This window comes from Klebsiella sp. DY2415, assembly GCF_026314315.1.
Taxonomy (GTDB): Bacteria; Pseudomonadota; Gammaproteobacteria; order Enterobacterales; family Enterobacteriaceae; genus Klebsiella; species Klebsiella ornithinolytica.
In genome coordinates, this window is sequence record NZ_CP111115.1 from 1,313,878 (window position 1) to 1,336,404 (window position 22,527).

Annotated in this window: 15 protein-coding genes; 12 read left to right on the plus strand and 3 right to left on the minus strand. The window is 55.5% G+C overall.

Annotation, left to right across the window (positions count from 1 at the left end; translation table 11 throughout):
- The first annotated feature begins 154 nt into the window (after nt 1–154).
- From purL to glnB, 5 genes are all read left to right on the plus strand, one after another.
- Nucleotides 155–4,042, plus strand: a complete 3,888-nt coding sequence (purL, locus tag OQV00_RS06295) for a phosphoribosylformylglycinamidine synthase (RefSeq protein ID WP_048024202.1) — start codon at nt 155–157, stop codon at nt 4,040–4,042.
- 711 nt (nt 4,043–4,753) lie between these two features.
- The gene (locus OQV00_RS06300) at nt 4,754–6,190 is read left to right on the plus strand and encodes a sensor histidine kinase (protein WP_015583696.1); all 1,437 of its coding nucleotides are present in this window, start codon (nt 4,754–4,756) and stop codon (nt 6,188–6,190) included.
- 17 nt (nt 6,191–6,207) lie between these two features.
- Nucleotides 6,208–6,912, plus strand: a complete 705-nt coding sequence (gene qseG, locus OQV00_RS06305) for a two-component system QseEF-associated lipoprotein QseG (RefSeq protein WP_032718077.1) — start codon at nt 6,208–6,210, stop codon at nt 6,910–6,912.
- Entirely contained in the window at nt 6,899–8,236 is a 1,338-nt protein-coding gene (glrR, locus tag OQV00_RS06310) for a two-component system response regulator GlrR (RefSeq protein ID WP_004866424.1), read from the plus strand. Before qseG ends, glrR begins: the two co-directional genes overlap by 14 nt.
- A 213-nt stretch (nt 8,237–8,449) precedes the next feature.
- Entirely contained in the window at nt 8,450–8,788 is a 339-nt protein-coding gene (gene glnB / locus OQV00_RS06315) for a nitrogen regulatory protein P-II (RefSeq protein ID WP_002914032.1), read from the plus strand.
- A 94-nt stretch (nt 8,789–8,882) separates the two neighbouring features.
- On the opposite strand, the gene hmpA is transcribed toward glnB, so the two are convergent.
- Entirely contained in the window at nt 8,883–10,073 is a 1,191-nt protein-coding gene (hmpA, locus tag OQV00_RS06320; protein WP_004866421.1) for an NO-inducible flavohemoprotein, read from the minus strand.
- Between the two features lie 323 nt (nt 10,074–10,396).
- On the opposite strand from hmpA, the gene glyA reads away from it, so the two are divergent.
- Nucleotides 10,397–11,650 (plus strand): serine hydroxymethyltransferase, encoded by a 1,254-nt coding sequence (gene glyA, locus OQV00_RS06325; protein ID WP_004866418.1) that lies wholly within the window; start codon nt 10,397–10,399, stop codon nt 11,648–11,650.
- A gap of 68 nt (nt 11,651–11,718) precedes the next feature.
- Here glyA and OQV00_RS06330 read toward each other — a convergent pair whose 3' ends face one another.
- The gene (locus OQV00_RS06330) at nt 11,719–12,141 is read right to left on the minus strand and encodes a DoxX family protein (RefSeq protein WP_266280025.1); all 423 of its coding nucleotides are present in this window, start codon (nt 12,139–12,141) and stop codon (nt 11,719–11,721) included.
- Nucleotides 12,142–12,214: 73 nt separating this feature from the next.
- Nucleotides 12,215–13,408, minus strand: a complete 1,194-nt coding sequence (locus OQV00_RS06335) for an ROK family transcriptional regulator (RefSeq protein ID WP_004866415.1) — start codon at nt 13,406–13,408, stop codon at nt 12,215–12,217.
- Nucleotides 13,409–13,523: 115 nt separating this feature from the next.
- Here OQV00_RS06335 and OQV00_RS06340 point away from each other — a divergent pair, with 115 nt between their 5' ends.
- The 6 genes from OQV00_RS06340 (at nt 13,524) to OQV00_RS06365 (ending at nt 22,478) form a co-directional block, all read left to right on the plus strand.
- Nucleotides 13,524–16,802 carry a DUF5107 domain-containing protein gene (locus OQV00_RS06340; RefSeq protein ID WP_266280027.1) on the plus strand — a complete coding sequence of 1,093 codons (3,279 nt, stop codon included), beginning with the start codon at nt 13,524–13,526 and terminating at the stop codon, nt 16,800–16,802.
- Between the two features lie 140 nt (nt 16,803–16,942).
- Complete coding sequence (locus tag OQV00_RS06345; RefSeq protein WP_015583700.1) at nt 16,943–17,926, plus strand: substrate-binding domain-containing protein; 984 nt, start codon at nt 16,943–16,945, stop codon at nt 17,924–17,926.
- Nucleotides 17,927–17,958: 32 nt separating this feature from the next.
- A complete protein-coding gene (locus tag OQV00_RS06350; protein ID WP_015583701.1) occupies nt 17,959–19,473 on the plus strand; it encodes a sugar ABC transporter ATP-binding protein in 1,515 nt (504 codons plus the stop codon).
- Between the two features lie 27 nt (nt 19,474–19,500).
- A complete protein-coding gene (locus OQV00_RS06355; protein ID WP_004866408.1) occupies nt 19,501–20,499 on the plus strand; it encodes an ABC transporter permease in 999 nt (332 codons plus the stop codon).
- Between the two features lie 26 nt (nt 20,500–20,525).
- Entirely contained in the window at nt 20,526–21,587 is a 1,062-nt protein-coding gene (locus OQV00_RS06360) for a zinc-dependent alcohol dehydrogenase family protein (protein ID WP_004866406.1), read from the plus strand.
- 9 nt (nt 21,588–21,596) lie between these two features.
- Nucleotides 21,597–22,478 carry an aldose 1-epimerase gene (locus OQV00_RS06365; protein WP_266280612.1) on the plus strand — a complete coding sequence of 294 codons (882 nt, stop codon included), beginning with the start codon at nt 21,597–21,599 and terminating at the stop codon, nt 22,476–22,478.
- Nucleotides 22,479–22,527 lie beyond the last annotated feature (49 nt).

The window sequence follows — 22,527 nt, forward strand, 5'->3', positions numbered from 1 at the left end:
TTGGCAACTTATTCGCGAGGAAGGTCACATTAATTGATAAACCAGGGGAATGATTTTATTTCCACGCAAACGGTTTCGTCGAGGCTCAGGATTCACTATAATGGCGCCCGTTTCCCCCCTGGCTCATATTGAAAGCTGCGAAGACGAGAGACTTATGATGGAAATTTTGCGTGGTTCACCTGCACTGTCGGCATTTCGTGTTAATAAACTGCTGGCACGTTTCCAGGCGGCCAACCTGCCGGTTAGCACAATATATGCAGAGTATGTTCATTTTGCCGAACTGAACGCGCCGTTAAGCGGTGATGAGCGTGAGAGGCTGGCACGACTGCTCAAGTATGGCCCAAACTTAAACAGCCATACCCCAACCGGTAAATTACTGCTCGTCACCCCCCGCCCTGGCACCATCTCCCCCTGGTCTTCTAAAGCTACCGATATTGCCCATAACTGCGGCCTGTCGCAGGTTGTGCGTCTTGAACGCGGCGTGGCGTACTATGTGGAAGCCACTACGCTGAGCGAAGAACAATGGGCCGCTGTCGCGAGTGAACTCCACGACCGGATGATGGAAAGCGTCTTTGACGCGCTGGAAGAGGGCGAAAAGCTGTTCGCTCAGCATCAACCGACGCCGGTGACCAGCGTCGATCTGTTGGGTCAGGGACGTCAGGCGCTGATTGACGCCAACCTCCGTCTGGGGCTGGCGCTGGCGGAAGACGAAATCGATTATCTGCAGGATGCGTTTACCAGGCTTGGCCGCAACCCGAACGACATCGAACTGTATATGTTTGCCCAGGCGAACTCCGAGCACTGCCGCCACAAGATTTTTAACGCCGACTGGGTCATCGACGGCGAACAGCAGCCGAAGTCGCTGTTTAAGATGATCAAAAATACCTTTGAGAAGACCCCGGACTACGTTCTCTCCGCCTATAAAGACAACGCCGCGGTCATGGAAGGTTCTCAGGTAGGGCGCTTCTTCGCCGATCGCGAAAAAGGCCGCTATGACTACCATCAGGAAGACGCCCATATCCTGATGAAAGTGGAAACGCACAACCACCCGACGGCCATCTCTCCGTGGCCGGGGGCGGCGACCGGATCCGGCGGTGAAATCCGCGATGAAGGGGCAACCGGTCGCGGAGCGAAACCGAAAGCCGGTCTGGTCGGTTTCTCAGTCTCTAACCTGCGGATTCCCGGCTTTGAACAGCCGTGGGAAGAAGATTTCGGCAAGCCGGATCGTATTGTGACCGCGCTGGATATCATGACCGACGGCCCGCTGGGCGGCGCCGCGTTTAACAACGAATTCGGTCGCCCGGCGCTGAACGGCTATTTCCGTACCTATGAAGAAAAAGTGACCAGCCACAACGGCGAAGAGCTGCGCGGGTACCACAAACCGATCATGCTGGCGGGCGGTATTGGTAACATTCGCGGCGAGCACGTGCAGAAAGGCGAAATTACCGTTGGGGCGAAACTGATTGTCCTTGGCGGCCCGGCGATGAATATCGGCCTGGGCGGCGGGGCAGCCTCTTCGATGGCATCCGGTCAGTCCGACGCGGATCTTGATTTTGCCTCGGTGCAGCGCGATAACCCGGAAATGGAACGCCGCTGCCAGGAAGTGATCGACCGCTGCTGGCAGCTGGGCGATGCAAACCCGATTCTGTTTATCCACGACGTCGGCGCGGGCGGTTTGTCTAATGCCATGCCGGAACTGGTCAGCGACGGCGGTCGCGGCGGTAAATTCCAGCTGCGCGATATCCTGAGCGATGAGCCGGGGATGAGCCCGCTGGAAATCTGGTGTAACGAATCCCAGGAACGCTATGTGCTGGCGGTCGCGCCGGAACAGCTGCCGCTGTTTGACGAGCTGTGCCGCCGTGAGCGCGCACCGTATGCGGTGATCGGTGAAGCCACCGAAGAACTGCATCTCAATATGAGCGATGCTCACTTCAACGACCAGCCGATCGACCTGCCGCTGGATGTGCTGCTGGGCAAAACGCCGAAAATGACCCGCGATGTGCAGACCCTGAAAGTGAAAGGCGACGCGCTGGATCGTCGGGATATCACTCTCGCCGATGCGGTGAATCGCGTGCTGCACCTGCCGGCGGTTGCAGAGAAAACGTTCCTTGTCACCATCGGCGACCGCACCGTAACCGGGATGGTGGCGCGCGATCAGATGGTCGGCCCCTGGCAGATTCCGGTAGCAAACTGCGCGGTAACCACCGCCAGCCTCGATAGCTACTACGGCGAAGCGATGGCGATTGGCGAACGTGCGCCGGTTGCGCTGCTGGACTTTGCCGCCTCTGCTCGCCTGGCCGTCGGTGAGGCGCTGACCAACGTCGCGGCAACGCAAATTGGCGCGTTAAATCGCGTGAAACTTTCCGCAAACTGGATGGCCGCAGCGGGTCATCCGGGTGAAGATGCCGGTCTGTATGAAGCGGTAAAAGCGGTTGGCGAAGAGCTGTGTCCGGCTCTGGGACTGACCATTCCGGTGGGTAAAGATTCGATGTCGATGAAAACCCGCTGGCAGGAAGGCAGCGAGCAGCGCGAGATGACTTCGCCGCTATCGCTGGTGATTTCCGCCTTTGCCCGCGTGGAAGATGTGCGCCATACCGTGACGCCGCAGCTCTCCACGGAAGATAACGCCCTGCTGCTGATTGATTTAGGCAAAGGCCGTAACGCGCTCGGCGCCACCGCGCTGGCGCAGGTTTACCGTCAGCTGGGCGATGTTCCGGCCGACGTACGCGATGTCGCGCAGCTGAAAGGCTTCTGGGATGCGATGCAGGCGCTGGTGGCCGATCGTAAGCTGCTGGCTTACCACGACCGCTCTGACGGCGGCCTGCTGGTAACCCTGGCTGAGATGGCCTTTACCGGCCACTGCGGCCTGACGGCAGATATTGCCGCGCTAGGTGACGATCGTCTGGCGGCGCTGTTTAACGAAGAGCTGGGGGCGGTTATCCAGGTCCGTGCCGCGGATCGCGAAGCGGTTGAAGCGCTGCTGGCTTCTCATGGCCTGGCAGACTGCGTCCACTACCTGGGCCAGGCGACGGAAGGTGACCGCTTTGTCATCACCGCTGAAGGGCATCCGGTGTTCAGCGAAAGCCGCACCACGCTGCGTATCTGGTGGGCAGAAACCACCTGGCAGATGCAGCGCCTGCGCGACAACCCGGAGTGCGCCGATAGCGAGCACGAAGCGAAACGTCGCGAGGACGATCCGGGCCTTAACGTGAAGCTCACCTTCGATATCAACGAAGACATTGCCGCACCGTACATCGCCACCGGCGCACGTCCGAAGGTAGCGGTACTGCGTGAGCAAGGCGTTAACTCCCACGTGGAGATGGCGGCAGCCTTCCACCGCGCGGGCTTTGATGCGATCGACGTGCACATGAGCGACCTGCTGGCGGGCCGTACCGGGCTGGCTGATTTCCAGGCGCTGGTTGCCTGCGGCGGCTTCTCCTATGGCGACGTGCTGGGGGCGGGCGAAGGCTGGGCGAAATCCATTCTGTTTAACGAGCGGGTGCGCGATGAGTTTGCCACCTTCTTCCACCGTCCGCAGACCCTGGCGCTGGGCGTGTGTAACGGTTGTCAGATGATGTCCAACCTGCGTGAGCTGATCCCGGGAAGCGACCTGTGGCCGCGCTTTGTGCGTAACTATTCCGACCGTTTTGAAGCGCGCTTCAGCCTGGTCGAAGTCACGCAAAGCCCGTCTCTGCTGCTGCAGGGCATGGCCGGTTCGATGATGCCGATTGCCGTTTCTCACGGTGAAGGGCAGGTGGAAGTGCGTGACAGCGCGCATCTGGCCCAGCTGGAGAGCAAAGGTCTGGTGGCGCTGCGCTTTGTCGATAACTTCGGTAAGGTGACGGAGAGCTATCCGGCTAACCCGAACGGCTCACCGAACGGGATCACCGCCGTGACCAGCGAAAGCGGTCGTGCGACGATCATGATGCCGCATCCTGAGCGCGTATTCCGCACGGTGGCTAACTCCTGGCACCCGGAAAACTGGGGCGAGGATAGTCCGTGGATGCGCATCTTCCGCAACGCACGTAAACAGCTGGGCTAATATCCGGCGAGCTGTACAGGATCCGCCGTGTTCGCAAAGCCTTCCCGGTTGAAGCGTAATGTATCAGGCCCCCGACGTTGAGCGGGGGCTTTTCGTTTGTGACGGCGGTCGCCTGCCGGTGTCGGGAATTGCCGACAAACGCCGGTGAGGGGTGTCGCCAATTAGAGACATTTAACTTATTGATTTATATAGAGGTGTAAAAACGCCTCACGATGTGTTGCTAAACGGCGACACTCTGGTTAAAAAGTCACCGCAACCGAAGTGCGGGTTAAATGTTATAAATTCATTATATTTCATTGTGTTAACAATTTGTTTTGCTATGTGGCATAGTTAATGCATAATAATACGCAGTGGCTCATTCACCTTCTTATGTCAGCCCCTTCGGGACGCGCTACATAAACTTCGAATGACGCACAACAAGGTGCCTGCCGTCCAACTTCTGATAACAGCTTTGCTTTATCAACCATCGGGCGAAACGTCGAGTTAGGCACCGCCTTATTCCATAACAAAGCCAGGCCTGTGCCTGGCTTTGTTATACTCGTCGTCTTTTGTGCTACAGGTGCGTTGGCCGCATCTGTTCACCCTGGTCACTTACTTGAGTAAGCTCCCGGGGATTCTCAGCTTTGCCGCCTTCCTGTAACTCAAAATCCATAGAGTATATTGGGTATATTCAGGTAGCATCATAGTGAGCAAATGATTGAGACCCTATCCTTGAAGCGAATCTCTCTTTTCCCCCGTTCGTTGCGTCAGCTGGTCACGCTCTCGTTTGTGTTGATTTTGCTGCCGCTGCTGGTTCTGGCCTGGCAGGCGTGGCAGAGCCTGAATGCGCTGAGCGCGCAGGCCGCGCATATTAACCGCACGACGCTTGTCGATGCCCGGCGCAGTGAGGCAATGATGAACGCGTCGCTGGAAATGGAACGTAGCTACCGGCAGTACTGCGTACTGGACGATCCGACGCTGGCGAAGGTCTATCAAAATCAGCGTAAACGCTATAGCGAGATGCTTGACGCTCATGCCGGGGTGCTACCGGACGAAAAAATCTGGCAGGCGCTGAGCCAGCAGTTGAACGACCTGGCGCAGCTCAGGTGTAAAAACAGCAGTCCGGATGCGCCATCGGGAGCCAGCCTTGAAGCCTTTGCCGCCGCCAACAGCGAGATGGTTCAGGCCACCCGAACGGTGGTTTACTCGCGCGGACAACAGCTTCAGCAGGAGATTGCCGAACGCGGGCAGTTTTTTGGCTGGCAGGCGCTGGTTCTTTTTCTGCTGAGCCTGGCGCTGGTTCTGCTGTTTACCCGGATGATTATCGGCCCGGTAAAAGGGATCGAGAAAATGATTAACCGCCTGGGAGAGGGGAAATCGCTGGATAACGCGGCGCTGTTTACCGGTCCGCGCGAACTGCGTTCCGTCGGCGAGCGTATCATCTGGCTGAGCGAACGTCTGGCCTGGCTGGAGTCGCAGCGCCATCAGTTTTTACGCCACCTTTCACACGAGCTGAAAACGCCCCTCGCCAGCATGCGGGAAGGCACGGAGCTGCTGGCCGACCGCGTGGCCGGGCCGTTGACCACGGAACAGCAGGAGATCGTCGAAATTCTCGATAACAGCAGCCGCAATCTGCAAAAACTGATTGAGCAACTGCTGGACTACAATCGTAAACAGGCCGATGGCCCGGTCCCGCGTGAAATCGTTGATATTGCAGAGCTGGTTGATAACGTTGTGGCCGCTCACAGTTTGCCCGCACGCGCAAAAATGATGCATACCGCGATTCAACTGGCGGAGCGTACCTGCCTGGCAGAACCGGCATTATTGATCAGCGTGATGGATAATCTCTATTCCAATGCGGTGCACTATGGGGCTGAATCCGGTAACATTCGTATTCATAGCTACCGGCACGGCGAGCAGGTTCGTATAGACGTGATAAACAGCGGCGAACCGATCCCGCAGGCGGAAAAAAATATGATTTTTGAGCCTTTTTATCAGGGAAGCCATCAGCGTAAAGGGGCGGTAAAAGGCAGCGGTCTGGGGCTGAGTATTGCCCGGGACTGCGTCCGACAAATGCAGGGTGAGCTGAGCCTGGAAGAGAGTGAGCCCGGGCTTATCTGTTTTCGCATAACGCTACCCGCCGCTGAGCCGGGAAAAACCAACACATGAATCAACAATGGGTGAATATGTCCCACTTTTTCGTAGTGGTTCGTGCTTTCAAAGGATGGCTGTTGCCCGGCCTTTCTTGCCTGGCGCTGGCGGGGTGTTCCGCCGCTTTTTCGCCGCACACGGCAAATGACAAAGCACAACCCGATCTGCCGCAGCATCAGGTTGCGGATTTTCTCTCAGTCGACTGCGCCGATATCTGGTCGCTGAAGAGCGAAGCCAGCGATAAAAACCCGCTGTACTGGCTGCGCGGGATTGATTGTGCCGATCGTCTGGCGCCGGTTCAGGCGCGGGCGGAAGCCAGGCGGCATGATGATGACAGCTGGCAGGATGCCTTTAAGCGCGGCATTTTACTGGCGGATGCGAAGATTACGCCGGATGAACGCCGTGAACTGGTATCCCGCCTGAATACCTTCAGTCCGCAAATTGCCGTGCAGGTGCGTCCGCTGTATCAGCTCTGGCGTGATGGTCAGAACAGGCAGCTTCAGCTGGTGGATGAGCGCGCCCGTTACGCGAAGTTACAGCAATCCAGCGATAGCGAGCTGGAGGCGCTGCGCCTGCAGGAACAGCAGCTGCGCAGCCAGCTGGAGCTAACTACCCGCAAGCTGGAAAATCTCACCGATATTGAACGCCAGCTTTCCAGCCGCAAGCCCGGAGGCAATTTTAATTCCGACGGCAGTCACAGCGGCGATAAGGTTCCGGAGGTCATACATGACGATCCGTAAACCTGCGCATTTGCTGCTGGTGGATGACGATCCGGGTCTGTTAAAACTGCTGGGAATGCGTTTGACCAGCGAGGGCTACAGCGTCGTGACCGCCGAAAGCGGTGCGGAGGCGCTGCGTATTCTGGCGCGCGATAAAGTCGAACTGGTGGTCAGCGATTTACGCATGGATGAGATGGACGGCCTGCAGTTGTTCAGCGAAATCCAGAAAGTTCATCCGGGGATGCCGGTGATTATCCTTACCGCTCACGGCTCTATTCCCGATGCGGTGGCGGCCACCCAGCAAGGCGTGTTTGGTTTTCTGACCAAACCGGTGGACAAAGATGCGCTGTATAAAGCCATCGATGATGCGCTGGAACACAGTGCGCCGGCGACGGATGAGCGCTGGCGTCAGGCTATCGTAACCCGCAGTCCGCTGATGCTGCGTCTGCTGGAACAGGCCGGGATGGTGGCGCAGTCGGACGTTAGCGTACTGATTAACGGTCAGAGCGGGACCGGGAAAGAGATTGTCGCGCAGGCGATTCATAATGCCAGCCCGCGCCACGCCAAACCTTTTATCGCCATTAACTGCGGCGCGCTGCCGGAACAACTGCTGGAATCCGAGCTATTTGGCCATGCGCGCGGCGCATTTACCGGCGCGGTGAGCAACCGGGAAGGGCTGTTCCAGGCCGCTGAGGGCGGGACGCTGTTTCTTGATGAGATTGGCGATATGCCGGTGGCGCTGCAGGTGAAGCTGCTGCGGGTACTGCAGGAGCGTAAAGTGCGCCCGCTGGGTAGCAACCGCGACATCGATATCGATGTACGTATCATCTCGGCCACTCACCGCGATCTGCCGAAGGCAATGGCGCGCGGCGAGTTTCGTGAAGATCTGTATTATCGCCTGAACGTGGTGAACCTGAAGATCCCGCCGCTGGCCGAGCGCGCGGAGGATATCCCGCTGCTGGCAAACCATCTGCTGCGCCAGTCTGCCGATCGGCATAAGCCGTTTGTACGGGCGTTTTCAACCGATGCGATGAAACGGCTGATGGCAGCCAAATGGCCCGGCAATGTCCGCCAGCTGGTGAACGTGATTGAGCAGTGTGTGGCGTTGACCACCTCGCCGGTGATCGGTGATGCGCTGGTGGAACAGGCGCTGGAAGGGGAAAATACCGCGCTGCCGACCTTCGTCGAAGCGCGCAATCAGTTTGAGCTCAACTATCTGCGCAAGCTGCTGCAAATCACCAAAGGCAACGTCACCCATGCAGCAAGAATGGCGGGGCGCAACCGTACTGAATTCTACAAGCTGCTGTCGCGCCACGAGCTCGACGCCAACGACTTTAAAGAGTAGCTCCGCAGCATGGCGCAAGTTATGATACGGTAAGCAACCGTTTACGCGACTAAGAGCCTATCCCAGTAGGCGTTATTGTCGCAGGCAGTTTGAACACGGACAGCGCGGAAAAAGCGGAGCGTACACGTAGTACGTGAGGATTTTGAGCGCTGCCCAGGTTCAAAATGGCAAGTAAAATAGCCTTAATGGGATAGGCTCCAAGACAGGAAAACCATGAAAAAGATTGATGCGATTATTAAACCTTTCAAACTGGATGACGTGCGCGAAGCGCTGGCCGAAGTCGGCATCACCGGGATGACGGTGACGGAAGTGAAGGGCTTTGGCCGTCAGAAAGGCCACACCGAACTGTACCGCGGGGCGGAGTACATGGTGGATTTTCTGCCGAAAGTGAAAATCGAAATTGTGGTCACTGACGATATCGTTGATACCTGCGTGGATACCATTATCCGCACGGCGCAGACCGGTAAAATCGGTGACGGTAAAATCTTCGTCTTTGACGTCGCCCGCGTGATTCGTATTCGTACCGGGGAAGAGGACGACGCGGCAATTTAAGCCGGGCCGTATTCTGACGCATTCCCCGGTCAGCTTTGCGCGACCGGGGAATATTCCCGAATGGCGGCATCTCCGCCGCCTCCGGGTTATTTCATTACAGCACCTTATGCGGGCCAAAACATTCGTAGTGAATGTTGTCGTTATTGACGCCCAGCGCCACCAGCTGTTTCGCTGCATGTTGCATAAAGGCCACCGGGCCGCACAGATAGAACTGCATTTGCGGGTCACGCAGCGTGTCCGCCAGATCCGATAACATCATCAGACCTTCGCTGTTAAAGCGTGCCGCCTGGCGGTCGGCTTCCGTCGGCGTGCGATACCAGATATGGGATGTGAATTTCGGCAGGCTGGCGCCGAGCGTTGCCACCTCGTCGGCAAACGCATGGACATCGCCATTTTCTGCCGCGTGGAACCAGTTCACCTGGGCCGCATGCTGCGTTTTTGCCAGCGTGTCGAGCATGGCCAGCATCGGTGTTTGTCCGACGCCGCCGGAAATCAGCGTAACCGGCGTTTCCGGCTCAACGGCGAGGAAGAAGTCACCTGCCGGGGCAGCCAGATGCACAATATCTCCTTCCTGTGAGGCGTTGTGCAGCCAGTTTGATACCTGACCGCCGTTTTCGCGTTTAACCGCAATTCGGTAGCCTTTGCCGTCTGGCTTGCGGGTCAGCGAATACTGACGAATTTCCTGATATTCAAACTCCTGCGGCTTCAGCCAAATCGCCAGATACTGGCCCGGCTGATAATCCGCCACCGGCTGGCCGTCTACCGGCTCGAGATCGAAGCTGGTAATCAGGGCGCTACGCGGGGTTTTCTTCACGATACGAAACGCGCGCGTGCCTTCCCAGCCCCCGTTTTTGCTGGCGTTATCCCGGTAGATTTCAGATTCACGATGAATAAAGACATTGGCCAACACGCCGTAGGCTTTGCCCCATGCGTCAAGCACTTCCTGGCCCGGGCTGAACATTTCGTCGAGCGTCGCCAGCAGATGGCCGCCGACAATATTGTACTGTTCCGGTTTGATCTGGAAGCTGGTGTGTTTCTGGGCGATTTTCTCGACGGCAGGCAGCAGGGCAGGCAGGTTGTCGATATTGCTGGCGTAAGCGGCAATGGCATTAAACAACGCTTCACGCTGGTCGCCGTTACGCTGGTTGCTCATGTTGAAGATCTCTTTGAGCTCCGGGTTATGGGCAAACATGCGATCGTAAAAATGGGCGGTCAGCTTAGGACCTGTTTCGACGAGCAGGGGAATAGTGGCTTTAACCGTTGCGATGGTTTGGGCGTCGAGCATAGCAGCTTCCTTCGGTGTTATTTAAATGATGTATTTTATATGCATCTTATAAAAATAACCCTGCACTGTAAATGGTTCCTTAACACTTTTCCCCGTAGCGGTAACAACATGAAGAATTTGCATCACAAACCTGAAAAGAAATCCGTTGATAATCGTTGAGTCGTTATTGCTCAAAGCCTTGTGTAATGGGGAGCCAATCGTTTGCGTAAAATCCTTTGTCAAGACCTGTTATCACAGAACGATTCGGTTATACTGTGGGCCGTCGCCCAAAAAGGCCCCCCTTTTAGAGCTGTAATCTATTGTTAGCTGAGCAGGAGATGCGGATGTTAAAGCGTGAAATGAACATTGCCGATTATGATGCCGAACTGTGGCAGGCTATGGAGCAGGAAAAAGTACGTCAGGAAGAGCACATCGAACTGATCGCCTCCGAGAACTACACCAGTCCGCGTGTTATGCAGGCACAGGGTTCTCAGCTGACCAATAAATATGCCGAAGGTTATCCGGGCAAGCGCTACTACGGCGGTTGCGAATATGTTGATATCGTTGAACAACTGGCGATTGACCGTGCAAAAGAGCTGTTCGGCGCTGATTACGCTAACGTACAGCCGCACTCCGGCTCCCAGGCTAACTTCGCGGTCTATACCGCTCTGCTGCAACCGGGCGATACCGTTCTGGGTATGAACCTGGCGCAAGGCGGTCACCTGACTCACGGCTCTCCGGTTAACTTCTCAGGCAAACTGTACAACATCATTCCTTACGGCATCGATGAGTCCGGTAAAATCGACTATGCAGACATGGCGAAGCAGGCTCAGGAACATAAACCGAAAATGATCATCGGTGGTTTCTCTGCTTACTCCGGTATCGTTGACTGGGCAAAAATGCGTGAAATCGCTGACAGCATCGGCGCATACCTGTTCGTCGATATGGCCCACGTTGCTGGCCTGATTGCCGCGGGCGTTTACCCAAACCCGGTTCCGCATGCTCACGTTGTGACGACCACTACCCATAAAACCCTGGCGGGTCCGCGCGGCGGCCTGATCCTGGCGAAGGGCGGTAGCGAAGAGCTGTATAAAAAACTGAACTCTGCCGTATTCCCTAGCGCACAGGGCGGCCCGCTGATGCACGTTATCGCGGGTAAAGCAGTTGCGCTGAAAGAAGCGATGGAGCCAGAGTTCAAAGTCTATCAGCAGCAGGTTGCGAAAAACGCCAAAGCGATGGTTGAAGTGTTCCTGAATCGCGGCTACAAAGTGGTTTCCGGCGGTACTGAAAACCATCTGTTCCTGCTGGATCTGGTCGATAAAAACCTGACCGGTAAAGAAGCTGACGCTGCGCTGGGCCGTGCTAACATCACCGTCAATAAAAACAGCGTACCAAACGATCCGAAGAGCCCGTTTGTGACCTCCGGTATCCGTATCGGTTCTCCGGCGGTAACCCGTCGCGGCTTTAAAGAAGCGGAAGTGAAAGAGCTGGCCGGCTGGATGTGCGACGTGCTGGACAACATCAATGACGAAGCGGTCATTGAGCGCGTGAAGGGTAAAGTGCTGGATATCTGTGCACGCTTCCCGGTTTATGCGTAACGTTTAACGACGCAAGCGTAAAGAAAAAGGCCGCCAGTGCGGCCTTTTTTACGTCCGGCGTTCAGAGGTTAACGACGGTCGAGGGAGATAGCGCCCGGGCCAGTGATGGCCAGAAGCAGGAAGGCTCCAGCTATACTGATGTTTTTGTAGAAGTTAATCATATTGGGAAGTACGGCATCACCGCTCATATCCCAGTAATGATGGCCAATGACGGCGGTACCGAGGGTGTAAAAAATAAAGATCACCGCCAGCGGACGGGTGAAGAAACCCAGGATAATCAGGATTGTCGCCGGCACCTCCATCACAATCGCGATAATCGCCGCTAACGTCGGAAGCGGAGCGCCGGAGGAGGCCATATATTGTACCGTACCGCTAAAGCCCATCAGTTTGGGATAGCCAAATATAATAAACAGCAGTACGACGGCAATACGGGCGATCAGCAGCAGAACGGAACGGGAAGAGCCAAAGTCGAAATAGCGTAGTGTGTTCATAATCAATCCGTTGTGAAGGTGCGTGATTTAAACGTAATACACAATTTTGTGATCTGCCACATACCTTGTGCGATCAACGTAATGTCTGCAGTTGCTCTTCCACGTACAGATAGCCAATGCCGAGCAGCTGCTGTTGACGACTCAGCTGTCCGAAGCCGATTTGCGTTGCTCTGGTGCGCGGCGCGTCACGATGATCGAAAGGGTTAAAGCCTGTCTGCCTGATGATGGTATTCAACCACTCTTCGCCAAATCCGCAGCTGCGGCCGTACAATAAGATATTGTTTATATTTAAGATGTTAAGAAAGTTGTAGAGGCTGAGCCCGATGGCATTTGCGGAGTCTTCCACCCATGTATGAAGGCGAGAATCACCCTGCTGCCATTTTTCGATCAGGGCATCGATGGTCAGCGCCTCTGGATTATTGGCGAGATCGGGCTGTGTTTTAAGCCATATCCGCGCCTGTTTTTTCAATGCGCTCAGTGATGCCACCGTTTCCAGGCAGCCATAGCGTCCGCAGTCGCAGGCAACGCCATCAGGATTGATAATGGTGTGTCCAATCTGGCCGCTGCCATAAAGGCTACCGCGCCAGACCTGGTCGTTGATGACAAATGACGAACCAATGCCGTAATCGACGTTGATGACGCAGAAGTCGCGATACTGTCCCTCATTTTGCCATTTTTCCGCCAGCGCCAGCATGACGCAGTCGTTGTCGACCATTACGCGGACATTGAGTTTTTCTTCCAGCAGATATTTCATCTCCACGGGTTGCTTCCAGGGAGCCTGCGGCATGGTCTGTGATACTCCCGTTCCCGCATCAACCTGCCCATGAACCGCCAGCGCCAGATTGATTTTCTGCCTGGGCCAGTTCTTACGGTACTGATGCCAGCATTTCTCAATCGCTGCCAGCAATGCCTGAGGCGTTGGGGCGTCAATGGCGTGGTATTCGACGTCGCCTTTCGCACTCAGACAGGCATTTCCAAGCTGACACTCGATACTGGTGGGCGTGATGTTCATACACAGGGTCCAGTCGCCGTCGGGCGCAATAAGCCAGGCGCCGCTGCTATGACCGCGGGCCAGATGCTCATCCTGTACATTGACCACGCGTCCTTCCTCTTCCAGCTCCTGGAGGATATTGCTGACCGCGGGAATTGAGATTTGCGCCAGCCGCGCGAGCGACGATTTACTGGCTCGTTTTTTGCGGTACAGATACTCCAGCAGCACACCCTTGTTGTAATGGCGGATTTGCTGATTGTTAATGCAGGCTTTCATAAACTAAACCTTGTTAACTAAATTGCGTGATTATTGTGCGTAAATGCGCTGATTCTGTCTATTAAACTGCTCTCATTATTTCACTTCAGTATGTCTTGTTAACTTTGAGGGCATTATGAGTTCAGTAAATGTTTGGCAGGAAACGGTACATATTCCAACCTATGAAACGGGGGCGCAGGATATTCACCCCATGTTCCTGGAAAATCGGGTTTATCAGGGGTCTTCCGGGGCGGTGTATCCCTATGGTGTGACGGATACGCTGAGTGAGGAAAAAACGCTAAAGGCCTGGCAGGCGGTGTGGCTGGAAAATGATTACATCAAAATTATGATCCTGCCCGAGCTGGGAGGCCGGGTGCACCGAGCGTGGGATAAGGTCAGACAGCGTGATTTCGTTTATCACAATGATGTCATCAAGCCCGCGCTGGTTGGCCTGCTTGGCCCGTGGATTTCCGGAGGAATTGAGTTTAACTGGCCGCAGCACCACCGTCCCACCACCTATATGCCGGTTGATTTTACGATTAGCGAAAATGACGATGGCTCAAAAACCGTTTGGGTTGGCGAGACGGAGCCGATGCATGGGTTGCAGGTGATGACCGGGTTTACTCTGCGTCCGCAGCGCGCAGCATTAGAGATTGGTAGCCGGGTCTACAACAGCAACGCCACGCCGCGCCATTTCTTGTGGTGGGCGAACCCTGCGGTTAAGGGGGGCGATGGACATCAAAGCGTATTCCCGCCGGATGTGACGGCGGTATTTGATCACGGCAAGCGCGCGGTTTCCGCGTTTCCGATTGCTACCGGCACCTATTACAAGGTGGACTATTCGGCCGGCGTCGACATCTCGCGCTATAAAAATGTCCCTGTACCGACCTCCTATATGGCGGAAAAGTCAGAGTACGATTTCGTCGGCGCCTGGTGCCACGATGAAGATGGTGGGCTGCTGCACGTCGCGGATCATCACATTGCGCCAGGGAAAAAACAGTGGAGCTGGGGTTACAGCGAGTTTGGTCAGGCGTGGGACAAAAATCTGACGGATGATAATGGTCCTTACATCGAGCTGATGACCGGCATTTTTGCCGATAACCAACCGGATTTTACCTGGCTCGATCCGTTTGAAGAAAAGCGCTTCGAACAATACTTCCTGCCTTACCATTCGCTGGGCATGGTACAGAACGCTTCGCGCGATGCGGTGATCAAACTGCAACGCGAAGAGGACAACATTATATGGGGCGTATATGCTATTTCGCCTCTGGTCGCCCACCGGCTTACGGTTCGCGAAGAGGGCAACCCGCAGCCGCTGCTTGATGAAGTGATTGAGCTGACGCCATGCGCTGCCGTTCAGGGAACGTTAGCCGGTATTGACCCATCTCGTCTGACGATGGAGCTGCTGGACAGTCACGGCAGGTGCGTTTTGCGCTATCAGGAGCATCAGCCGCAGGAGTTGCCGCTGCCGGAAGTGGCGGTTACGCCCTTACACGCCGGAGCCATAAGCAGCGTGGATGAGGCGTGGTTTATCGGCCAGCATCTGGAGCAGTATCACCACGCCAGTCGCTCACCGTTTGATTATTACCTGCGGGGAATTGAGCTGGACCCGCAGGACTACCGCTGCAATCTGGCGCTGGCGATGCTGGAATACAACCGCGCGGATTACTCGCAAACCATCGAGTATGCGAGCCGGGCATTGTCGCGCGCGCATCGGTTAAACAAAAATCCGCAGTGTGGGCAGGCAAGTTTGATTCGTGCCAGTGCGAGAGAGCGTCTACAGCAGTGGCATGATGCGCAGGAGGATTTTTGGCGCGCGGTGTGGAGCGGCAATAGCAAGGCCGGGGGATATTACGGACTTGCCCGACTGGCGACGCGCAGCGAGCGCTACGATGATGCGCTGGCATTTTGCCGGCAGAGCCTGCTGGCGTGTCCCACCAACCAGGATGTCCTGTCGCTGGAAACCCTGTTGCTGCATCTCACCGGCCGTTGCAGTCAGGCCTTACAGCAGATTGAAAAGCTGCTGGGCGACTATCCGCTGAATCCCACCCTGTGGTGGCTCAACGCAACAATATCAGAGGCTGAAGCGGATACGGCGCGCTGGTTCGCCGTATGCCAGTCGCGGGATATTAACGCACTGCTGACGGCCGGGCTGTTGTTGAGCTGGGGAATGGCGGCGCGGGCGAAAGCCGTACTGACGGCGCTGAACTGTCAAAAAACGCTGCCGCTCTATTTACAGGCCAGTCTGGCTGAAGGTAACGAGCGTATCGCGCTGATCAACCGCGCTCGCGAAGTGTTCGCTGACTTCGTGCGTTTCCCCAATCTGCTGGTGGAAGTGGCTGCGCTGGAGAAGATACCCGAGTGCTATTTTGCTCAGCATCTGCTCGCCTGTTTCCACTATAGCCGGCGTCATTATGAGAAAGCGACGCAGCTATGGCATCGCTGCGTTGAAATGGCTCCTGATTTTGCCGATGCCTGGCGAGGGCTGGCGATTCATGCATGGAATAAACAGAGTGATGCCCACCTGGCGGCAGCGTATCTGGAGAAAGCCTGCGCCCGGCAGCCGCAGGATGCGCGTCTGCTTTTTGAACGCGACCTGCTGGATAAGCTGACCGCCGTTGAGCCGGAAAAACGCCTTGCCCGCCTGGAGGCCAATCTCGCAACCGCCTTGAAACGCGATGATTTAACGGCGGAGCTGCTCCATCTGTGGCACCTGGCGGGCAACGTTGAGCAGGCGGCAAATGTGCTTGCTTCGCGTAAATTCCACCCCTGGGAAGGCGGCGAAGGCAAGGTGACCAGCCAGTTTGTTATCAACCAGTTATTACGTGCCTGGCCGTATCTCCAGCCGCAGCCGCAGCAGGCGGAAACGCTGCTGCTATCGGCGCTGCGCTATCCGGAAAACCTCAGCGAAGGGCGTCTCCCGGGACAGACGGATAACGATATCTGGTTCTGGCTGGGGATTTGCGCCAGGCAGCAGGGCATGGAGGAACGCGCGCTTGAGTGTTTCCGCAAGGCGGCGTCAGGCGATCGGACGATCAATATTCATAGCTACTACAACGATCAGCCGGTGGACTATCTCTTCTGGCAAGGCGTGGCTTTGCGGATGCTCGGCGATCGTCTGAGCAGCGAGCGTCTTTTCACTGAAATGTTGCAGTGGGCTGAGCATATGGAAACGGCACAGATAGAGGCCGACTTCTTCGCGGTGTCGCAGCCTGACCTGCTGGCGCTATATGCCGATATCCAAAAACAGCATCAGGAGAAGTGTTTGCTGGTGCGAGTTCTGGCGACCGCGGGATTAGGCGGCGGTTCGAGGCATGAACAGGCGCTGTCGGCGCTGGAAGCGCTAAACCCGGCCTGGGCGAAGGCGGCATTATTCCGTAAAACGCTGCCGTTTGTACTGCACCTCATTAACTAAAGAGCGTTTACTGTAATTTTTGAGCGGTCTGACCCGCCGCGCTTCTCGAGATGTTTAGAATATGTGAAATCGTTCTGCGGCAGGCCCGAATGCCGCAGAATCCAAACAACAATAAATGCCTGACCCTACAGGAGGCACGTATGTCTAAAAGTAAGGCAGTCTCATGTTTTTTATGTTTACTGTTAACGTCGTTGAGTATTTCACTCCCCGTCTATAGCGCGACAAAGGATATCACCGTTGGTGCTATCTACCTTGATACCCAGGGCTATTACGCCGGGGTACGGCAAGGGGTTCAGGATGCAGCCAAAAGCACCGATGCGAAAATTCAGCTGATTGAAACCAACGCGCAAGGCGATATTTCTAAAGAGAGTTCATTTATCGATACGCTGGTCGCGCGTAACGTGGATGCCATCATTCTTTCCGCCGTTTCAGAAAATGGCAGTAGCCGCGCGGTGCGTCGGGCTAATGAAGCCGGTATTCCGGTGATTTGCTACAACACCTGTATTAATGAGAAAGGTGTCGACAAATATGTCTCTGCCTACCTGGTTGGCGACCCACTTGAGTTCGGTAAAAAGCTTGGCGAGGCGGCGGCAGATTATTTTATTGCCAACAATATTAGCGCACCGAAAATTGCGGTCATCAACTGTGAAGCATTTGAAGTATGCGTACAGCGGCGCAAAGGTTTTGAAGCCGCGCTGAAGGCGCGAGTTCCGGATATGCAGATTGTTGCGAATCAGGAGGGAACCGTTCTGGATAAGGCTATTTCAGTTGGTGAGAAACTGATTATCTCCTCGCCTGATCTGGACGCCATTATGGGAGAGTCTGGAGGGGCAACGCTGGGGGCGGTAAAAGCGGTCCGCAACCAAAATAAGGTCGGGAAAATCGCCGTATTTGGCTCCGATATGACCACGGAAATAGCCCAGGAGTTAAACAGCTATCAGGTACTAAAAGCGGTGGTGGATATTTCCGGCAAGAAAATGGGTAACGCCGTTTTCGCGCAAACCCTGAATGTGATTAATAAAACTCCGCCAGCCAATAAAATTATCCCTGTTGCTATCGATACCTATACCAAATCTGAAGACGGTAAGCAGTGGCTGGCTACGCATGTCGATGGCTTGCCTTAATTCCCCTGTCGAATAACTGAGGTAAAGACTCGATGACGGCAACAGAAAAAACGGCGGTGCCGGTGGCGCAGATCCTGAGGGGAAATAAGCGCTATCCCGGCGTCGTCGCCCTGGATAACGTTGATTTTACCCTGTCAAAAGGCGAAGTTCGGGCGCTACTGGGGAAAAATGGCGCGGGTAAGTCCACCTTAATTCGCATGCTGACCGGAAGCGAAAGTCCCGATAGCGGCGAGGTTTGGCTGGCCGGGACCCGTCTTGAAGGGAACGATGCAACGCTAACCCGCCGGGCTGCGGAGCTGGGCGTCAGAGCCGTATACCAGGAGTTAAGCCTGGTCGAGGGGCTAACGGTGGCGGAGAACCTCTGTCTTGGTCAGTGGCCGCGTCGCAATGGCACGATCGACAAAAACGCCATGGCCCGCCAGGCCACAGAGGCTCTTGCCTCTCTTGGGGTTGATGTCCCGCCAGATGCGCTGGTCGACACGCTTAGTCCGGCACAAAAGCAGCTGGTAGAAATCGCCCGTGTGATGAAAGGTCAACCTCAGGTGGTGATTCTTGATGAGCCGACCAGTTCCCTGGCGAATGCGGAGGTCGAACTGGTGATCAACGCGGTAAAGAAAATGTCAGCTCTGGGCGTTGCCGTGATTTATGTCAGTCATCGAATGGAGGAGATACGCCGTATCGCCTCTTGCGCCACCATTATGCGCGATGGCCAGGTGGCAGGTGATGTCACTCTGGAGAGGACGACAACCCAGGAAATCGTGTCGCTGATGTTAGGAAGGGAGCACATCGATCTACCGCGGGTGAAATCTGAAATCGCCCTGACAACCCCGGTACTCCAGGTGGCCCGGCTACGCCATCCCCCTAAGCTTCAGCAGATTAATTTTACCCTGCACCGTGGCGAAGTGCTGGGTATTGCCGGGCTGCTGGGATCGGGTCGTAGTGAACTACTTAAGGCCATCATCGGCTTAGAAACGTTTGCTGAGGGGGAGATCACGCTCAATGGTGTGCGCATTTCGCGTCCACGGTATACCTCGATGCTCAAGAGTGGCGTGGGCTATACCCCGGAAAACCGTAAGGAAGCGGGCATCATTCCGCTGCTGGGCGTGGATGAAAATACGGTGATGACCAACCGGCACAAAGTTAGCCGCCGTGGCGTCCTGAACTGGCAGCGGATTCAGCAGTTAACTGCCGCGGTCATGAACCGAATGACGGTCAAGGCGGCAAATACAGAGACTGCTATCGGGACGCTATCGGGGGGGAACCAGCAAAAAGTGGTGATTGGCCGCTGGGTTTATGCCGAAAGTGACATTTTACTTCTTGATGAGCCTACGCGCGGGGTTGATATCGAAGCCAAGCAGCAGATTTATCGAATTGTGAGGGAACTCGCCGCTGAAGGAAAAAGCGTTGTATTCATTTCCAGTGAAATAGAGGAACTGCCCTTGGTCTGCGATCGTATTTTGCTGCTGCAAAACGGTGAATTTACCCGTGAGCTTTTAGCCCCCGTAAATGTCGATGAATTAATGTCGGCAATTTTATCCATGCATTAGCCATTACGTTTATTGAGGAATTAACAGATGTCTGCCTCATCATTAACGCTGCCGCAAGGCAAAAGTGCCACACCCAAGCAGTTTATCAGCCGTCATATTAATGAAATTGGCCTGCTGGTGGTGATCGCTATTTTATATCTGGTGTTTTCATTTAACGCGCCGGGATTTATTTCTTTAAACAATCAAATGAACGTGCTGCGCGATGCGGCAACGATTGGTATTGCCGCATGGGCGATGACGCTGATTATTATCTCTGGCGAGATTGATGTCAGCGTCGGTCCGATGGTGGCGTTTATCTCCGTCTGCCTCGCCTTTCTGCTGCAGTTTCAGGTTCCGCTTAGTCTTGCCTGCCTGCTGGTGTTAATCCTCGGTGCTGCGTTGGGGACTCTCGCTGGCGTGTTGCGAGGCGTATTCAACGTGCCGAGCTTTGTCGCAACTTTAGGTTTATGGAGTGCATTGCGTGGCATGGGGCTCTTCATGACCAACGCCCTGCCGGTTCCCATCGATGAAAATGAGGTGCTGGACTGGCTCGGCGGGCAGCTCTTTGGCATACCCGTTTCGGCATTAATTATGCTGATTCTGTTCGTCATCTTTGTGTTTATCAGCCGTAAAACCGCCTTTGGCCGTTCCGTGTTTGCCACCGGGGGCAACGCAACGGCGGCGCAGCTCTGCGGGATTAACGTTAAGCGGGTGCGTATTTTGATTTTTACGCTTTCAGGATTGCTGGCGGCGATTACCGGTATTCTGCTGGCGGCGCGTCTTGGTTCGGGCAATGCGGGGGCTGCCAACGGCCTCGAGTTTGATGTTATCGCCGCGGTGGTGGTCGGTGGTACCGCACTGTCCGGCGGCCGCGGTTCGCTATTTGGCACCTTATTAGGCGTGCTGGTGATTACCCTTATTGGCAATGGACTGGTGCTTCTGGGTATTAACTCATTCTTCCAGCAGGTCGTTCGCGGATTAATTATCGTGGTTGCTGTTCTGGCAAATATATTACTGACCCAGCGCAACAGTAAACATAAACATTAATATTCATCAATTTGTTAGAGGGAATTATGAAAACAATGTTGGCTGCTTTTTTACCGGGCAACTCAAGCGTAGAGCTACGCGAAGTTCCCGTACCAACGCCGGGGATTAACCAGGTGTTGATTAAAATGAAGTCCTCAGGAATATGCGGCAGCGATGTCCATTATATTTATCATCAGCATCGTGGTACCGCCGCCGCGCCGGATAAGCCGTTGTATCAAGGCTTTATTAATGGCCATGAACCTTGTGGGCAAATTATAGAGACCGGGGCCGGATGCCGACACTTTAAAGCAGGGGACCGAGTGCTGGTTTACCATATTTCCGGCTGTGGTTTTTGCTCCAACTGCCGCCGTGGTTTTCCTATCTCCTGCACCGGAGAGGGCAAAGCGGCCTATGGCTGGCAGCGCGATGGCGGCCATGCAGAATATTTACTGGCGGAGGAAAAAGACCTTATTCATCTGCCGGACGCACTGAGCTATGAAGATGGCGCGTTTATTAGCTGCGGGGTAGGAACCGCCTATGAAGGCATTTTGCGCGGCGAGGTTTCCGGCAGTGACAACGTTCTGGTTGTCGGGTTAGGGCCCGTTGGCATGATGGCGATGATGCTGGCGAAAGGACGCGGTGCAAAACGCGTGATTGGCGTCGATATGTTGCCGGAGCGTCTGGCGACGGCGAAACAGCTGGGGGTGATGGATAACGGCTTCCTGGCGACAACGGAGAACCTCCCGGCGCGGATTGCCGAATTGACGCACGGCGGCGCGGATGTGGCGCTGGATTGTTCTGGTAATGCCGCAGGGCGTTTGCTGGCATTGCAGTCTACGGCGGATTGGGGAAGAGTGGTGTACATCGGTGAAACCGGGAAGGTTGAGTTCGAGGTGAGCGCCGATCTGATGCACCACCAGCGGCGTATTATTGGCTCCTGGGTGACCAGTTTGTTCCATATGGAGAAGTGCGCCCGCGATCTGACCGACTGGAAACTGTGGCCGCATAGCGCGATTACCCATCGTTTTTCGCTTGCCCAGGCGGGAGAAGCCTACGCGCTGATGGCCAGCGGTAAATGCGGCAAAGTGGTGATTAATTTCCCCGATTAAGGAGCCATGATGACGCTTTTTACACTGGATAACGATCGGGTAAGGCTGCAGGTTGCGGAGCGCGGCGGCGCGATCGAGGGGTTATGGTGGCAGCATCAGGGGAAAACATTCCCGCTGCTGCGCCCTGGGCTGAATAGCGGGGTGGCGGTGGAGTCCTCTTGCTTTCCACTGGTGCCGTTTGGCAACCGGGTGAGTGGCAATCAGTTTTCTTCGCCGGCTGGGGAGCATCGGCTGGCGCCAAACGTCGAGTGGGATAGCCACTATCTTCACGGCGATGGCTGGTTGAATAGCTGGCGCTGTATGGATCAATCTCCCACGCACCTCACGCTAGAGTATGTTCATCGCCAGGGGCTCTATCATTACACCGCGCAGCAGCGCTTTACCCTAAGCGAAAGCGGCGTGGAGATGGAACTGCGTGTGACGAATGATGGCGACGCGCTGCCGTTTGGCCTGGGCTGGCATCCCTATCTACCGCTGTCACAGGAAACGCGGGTGCAGGCGCGGGCCACGGGCTACTGGCTGGAGAAAGAACAGTGGCTTACCGGGGAGTATCAGGAGAGTTTGCCGCAGGAACTGGATTTCAATCAGTCTGCGCCACTCCCCGGGCTCTGGGTGAATAATGGGTTCTCCGGCTGGGATGGCATCGCGACGATCCGGCAACCGGAACTGGGGTACCAGCTCTCTATGACCACCGAACCGCCGGCGCCATGCTATTTTGTTTTTGTGTCCGATCCGGCGTTTGATCAAGGCTATAAATTTGATTTCTTCTGTTTTGAGCCGATGAGCCACGCGCCTGACGATCATCATCGTCCGGGATTTGGCCAGCTAACCGTGCTGGCACGCGGTGAAAGCCTGCGGCAAAAAATGGTGCTGAATGTTCGTCCGCTTTAAGCCCGACCTGCCCGGAAGCGGGCAGGTCAACTTCACCTTGCGGCATTCA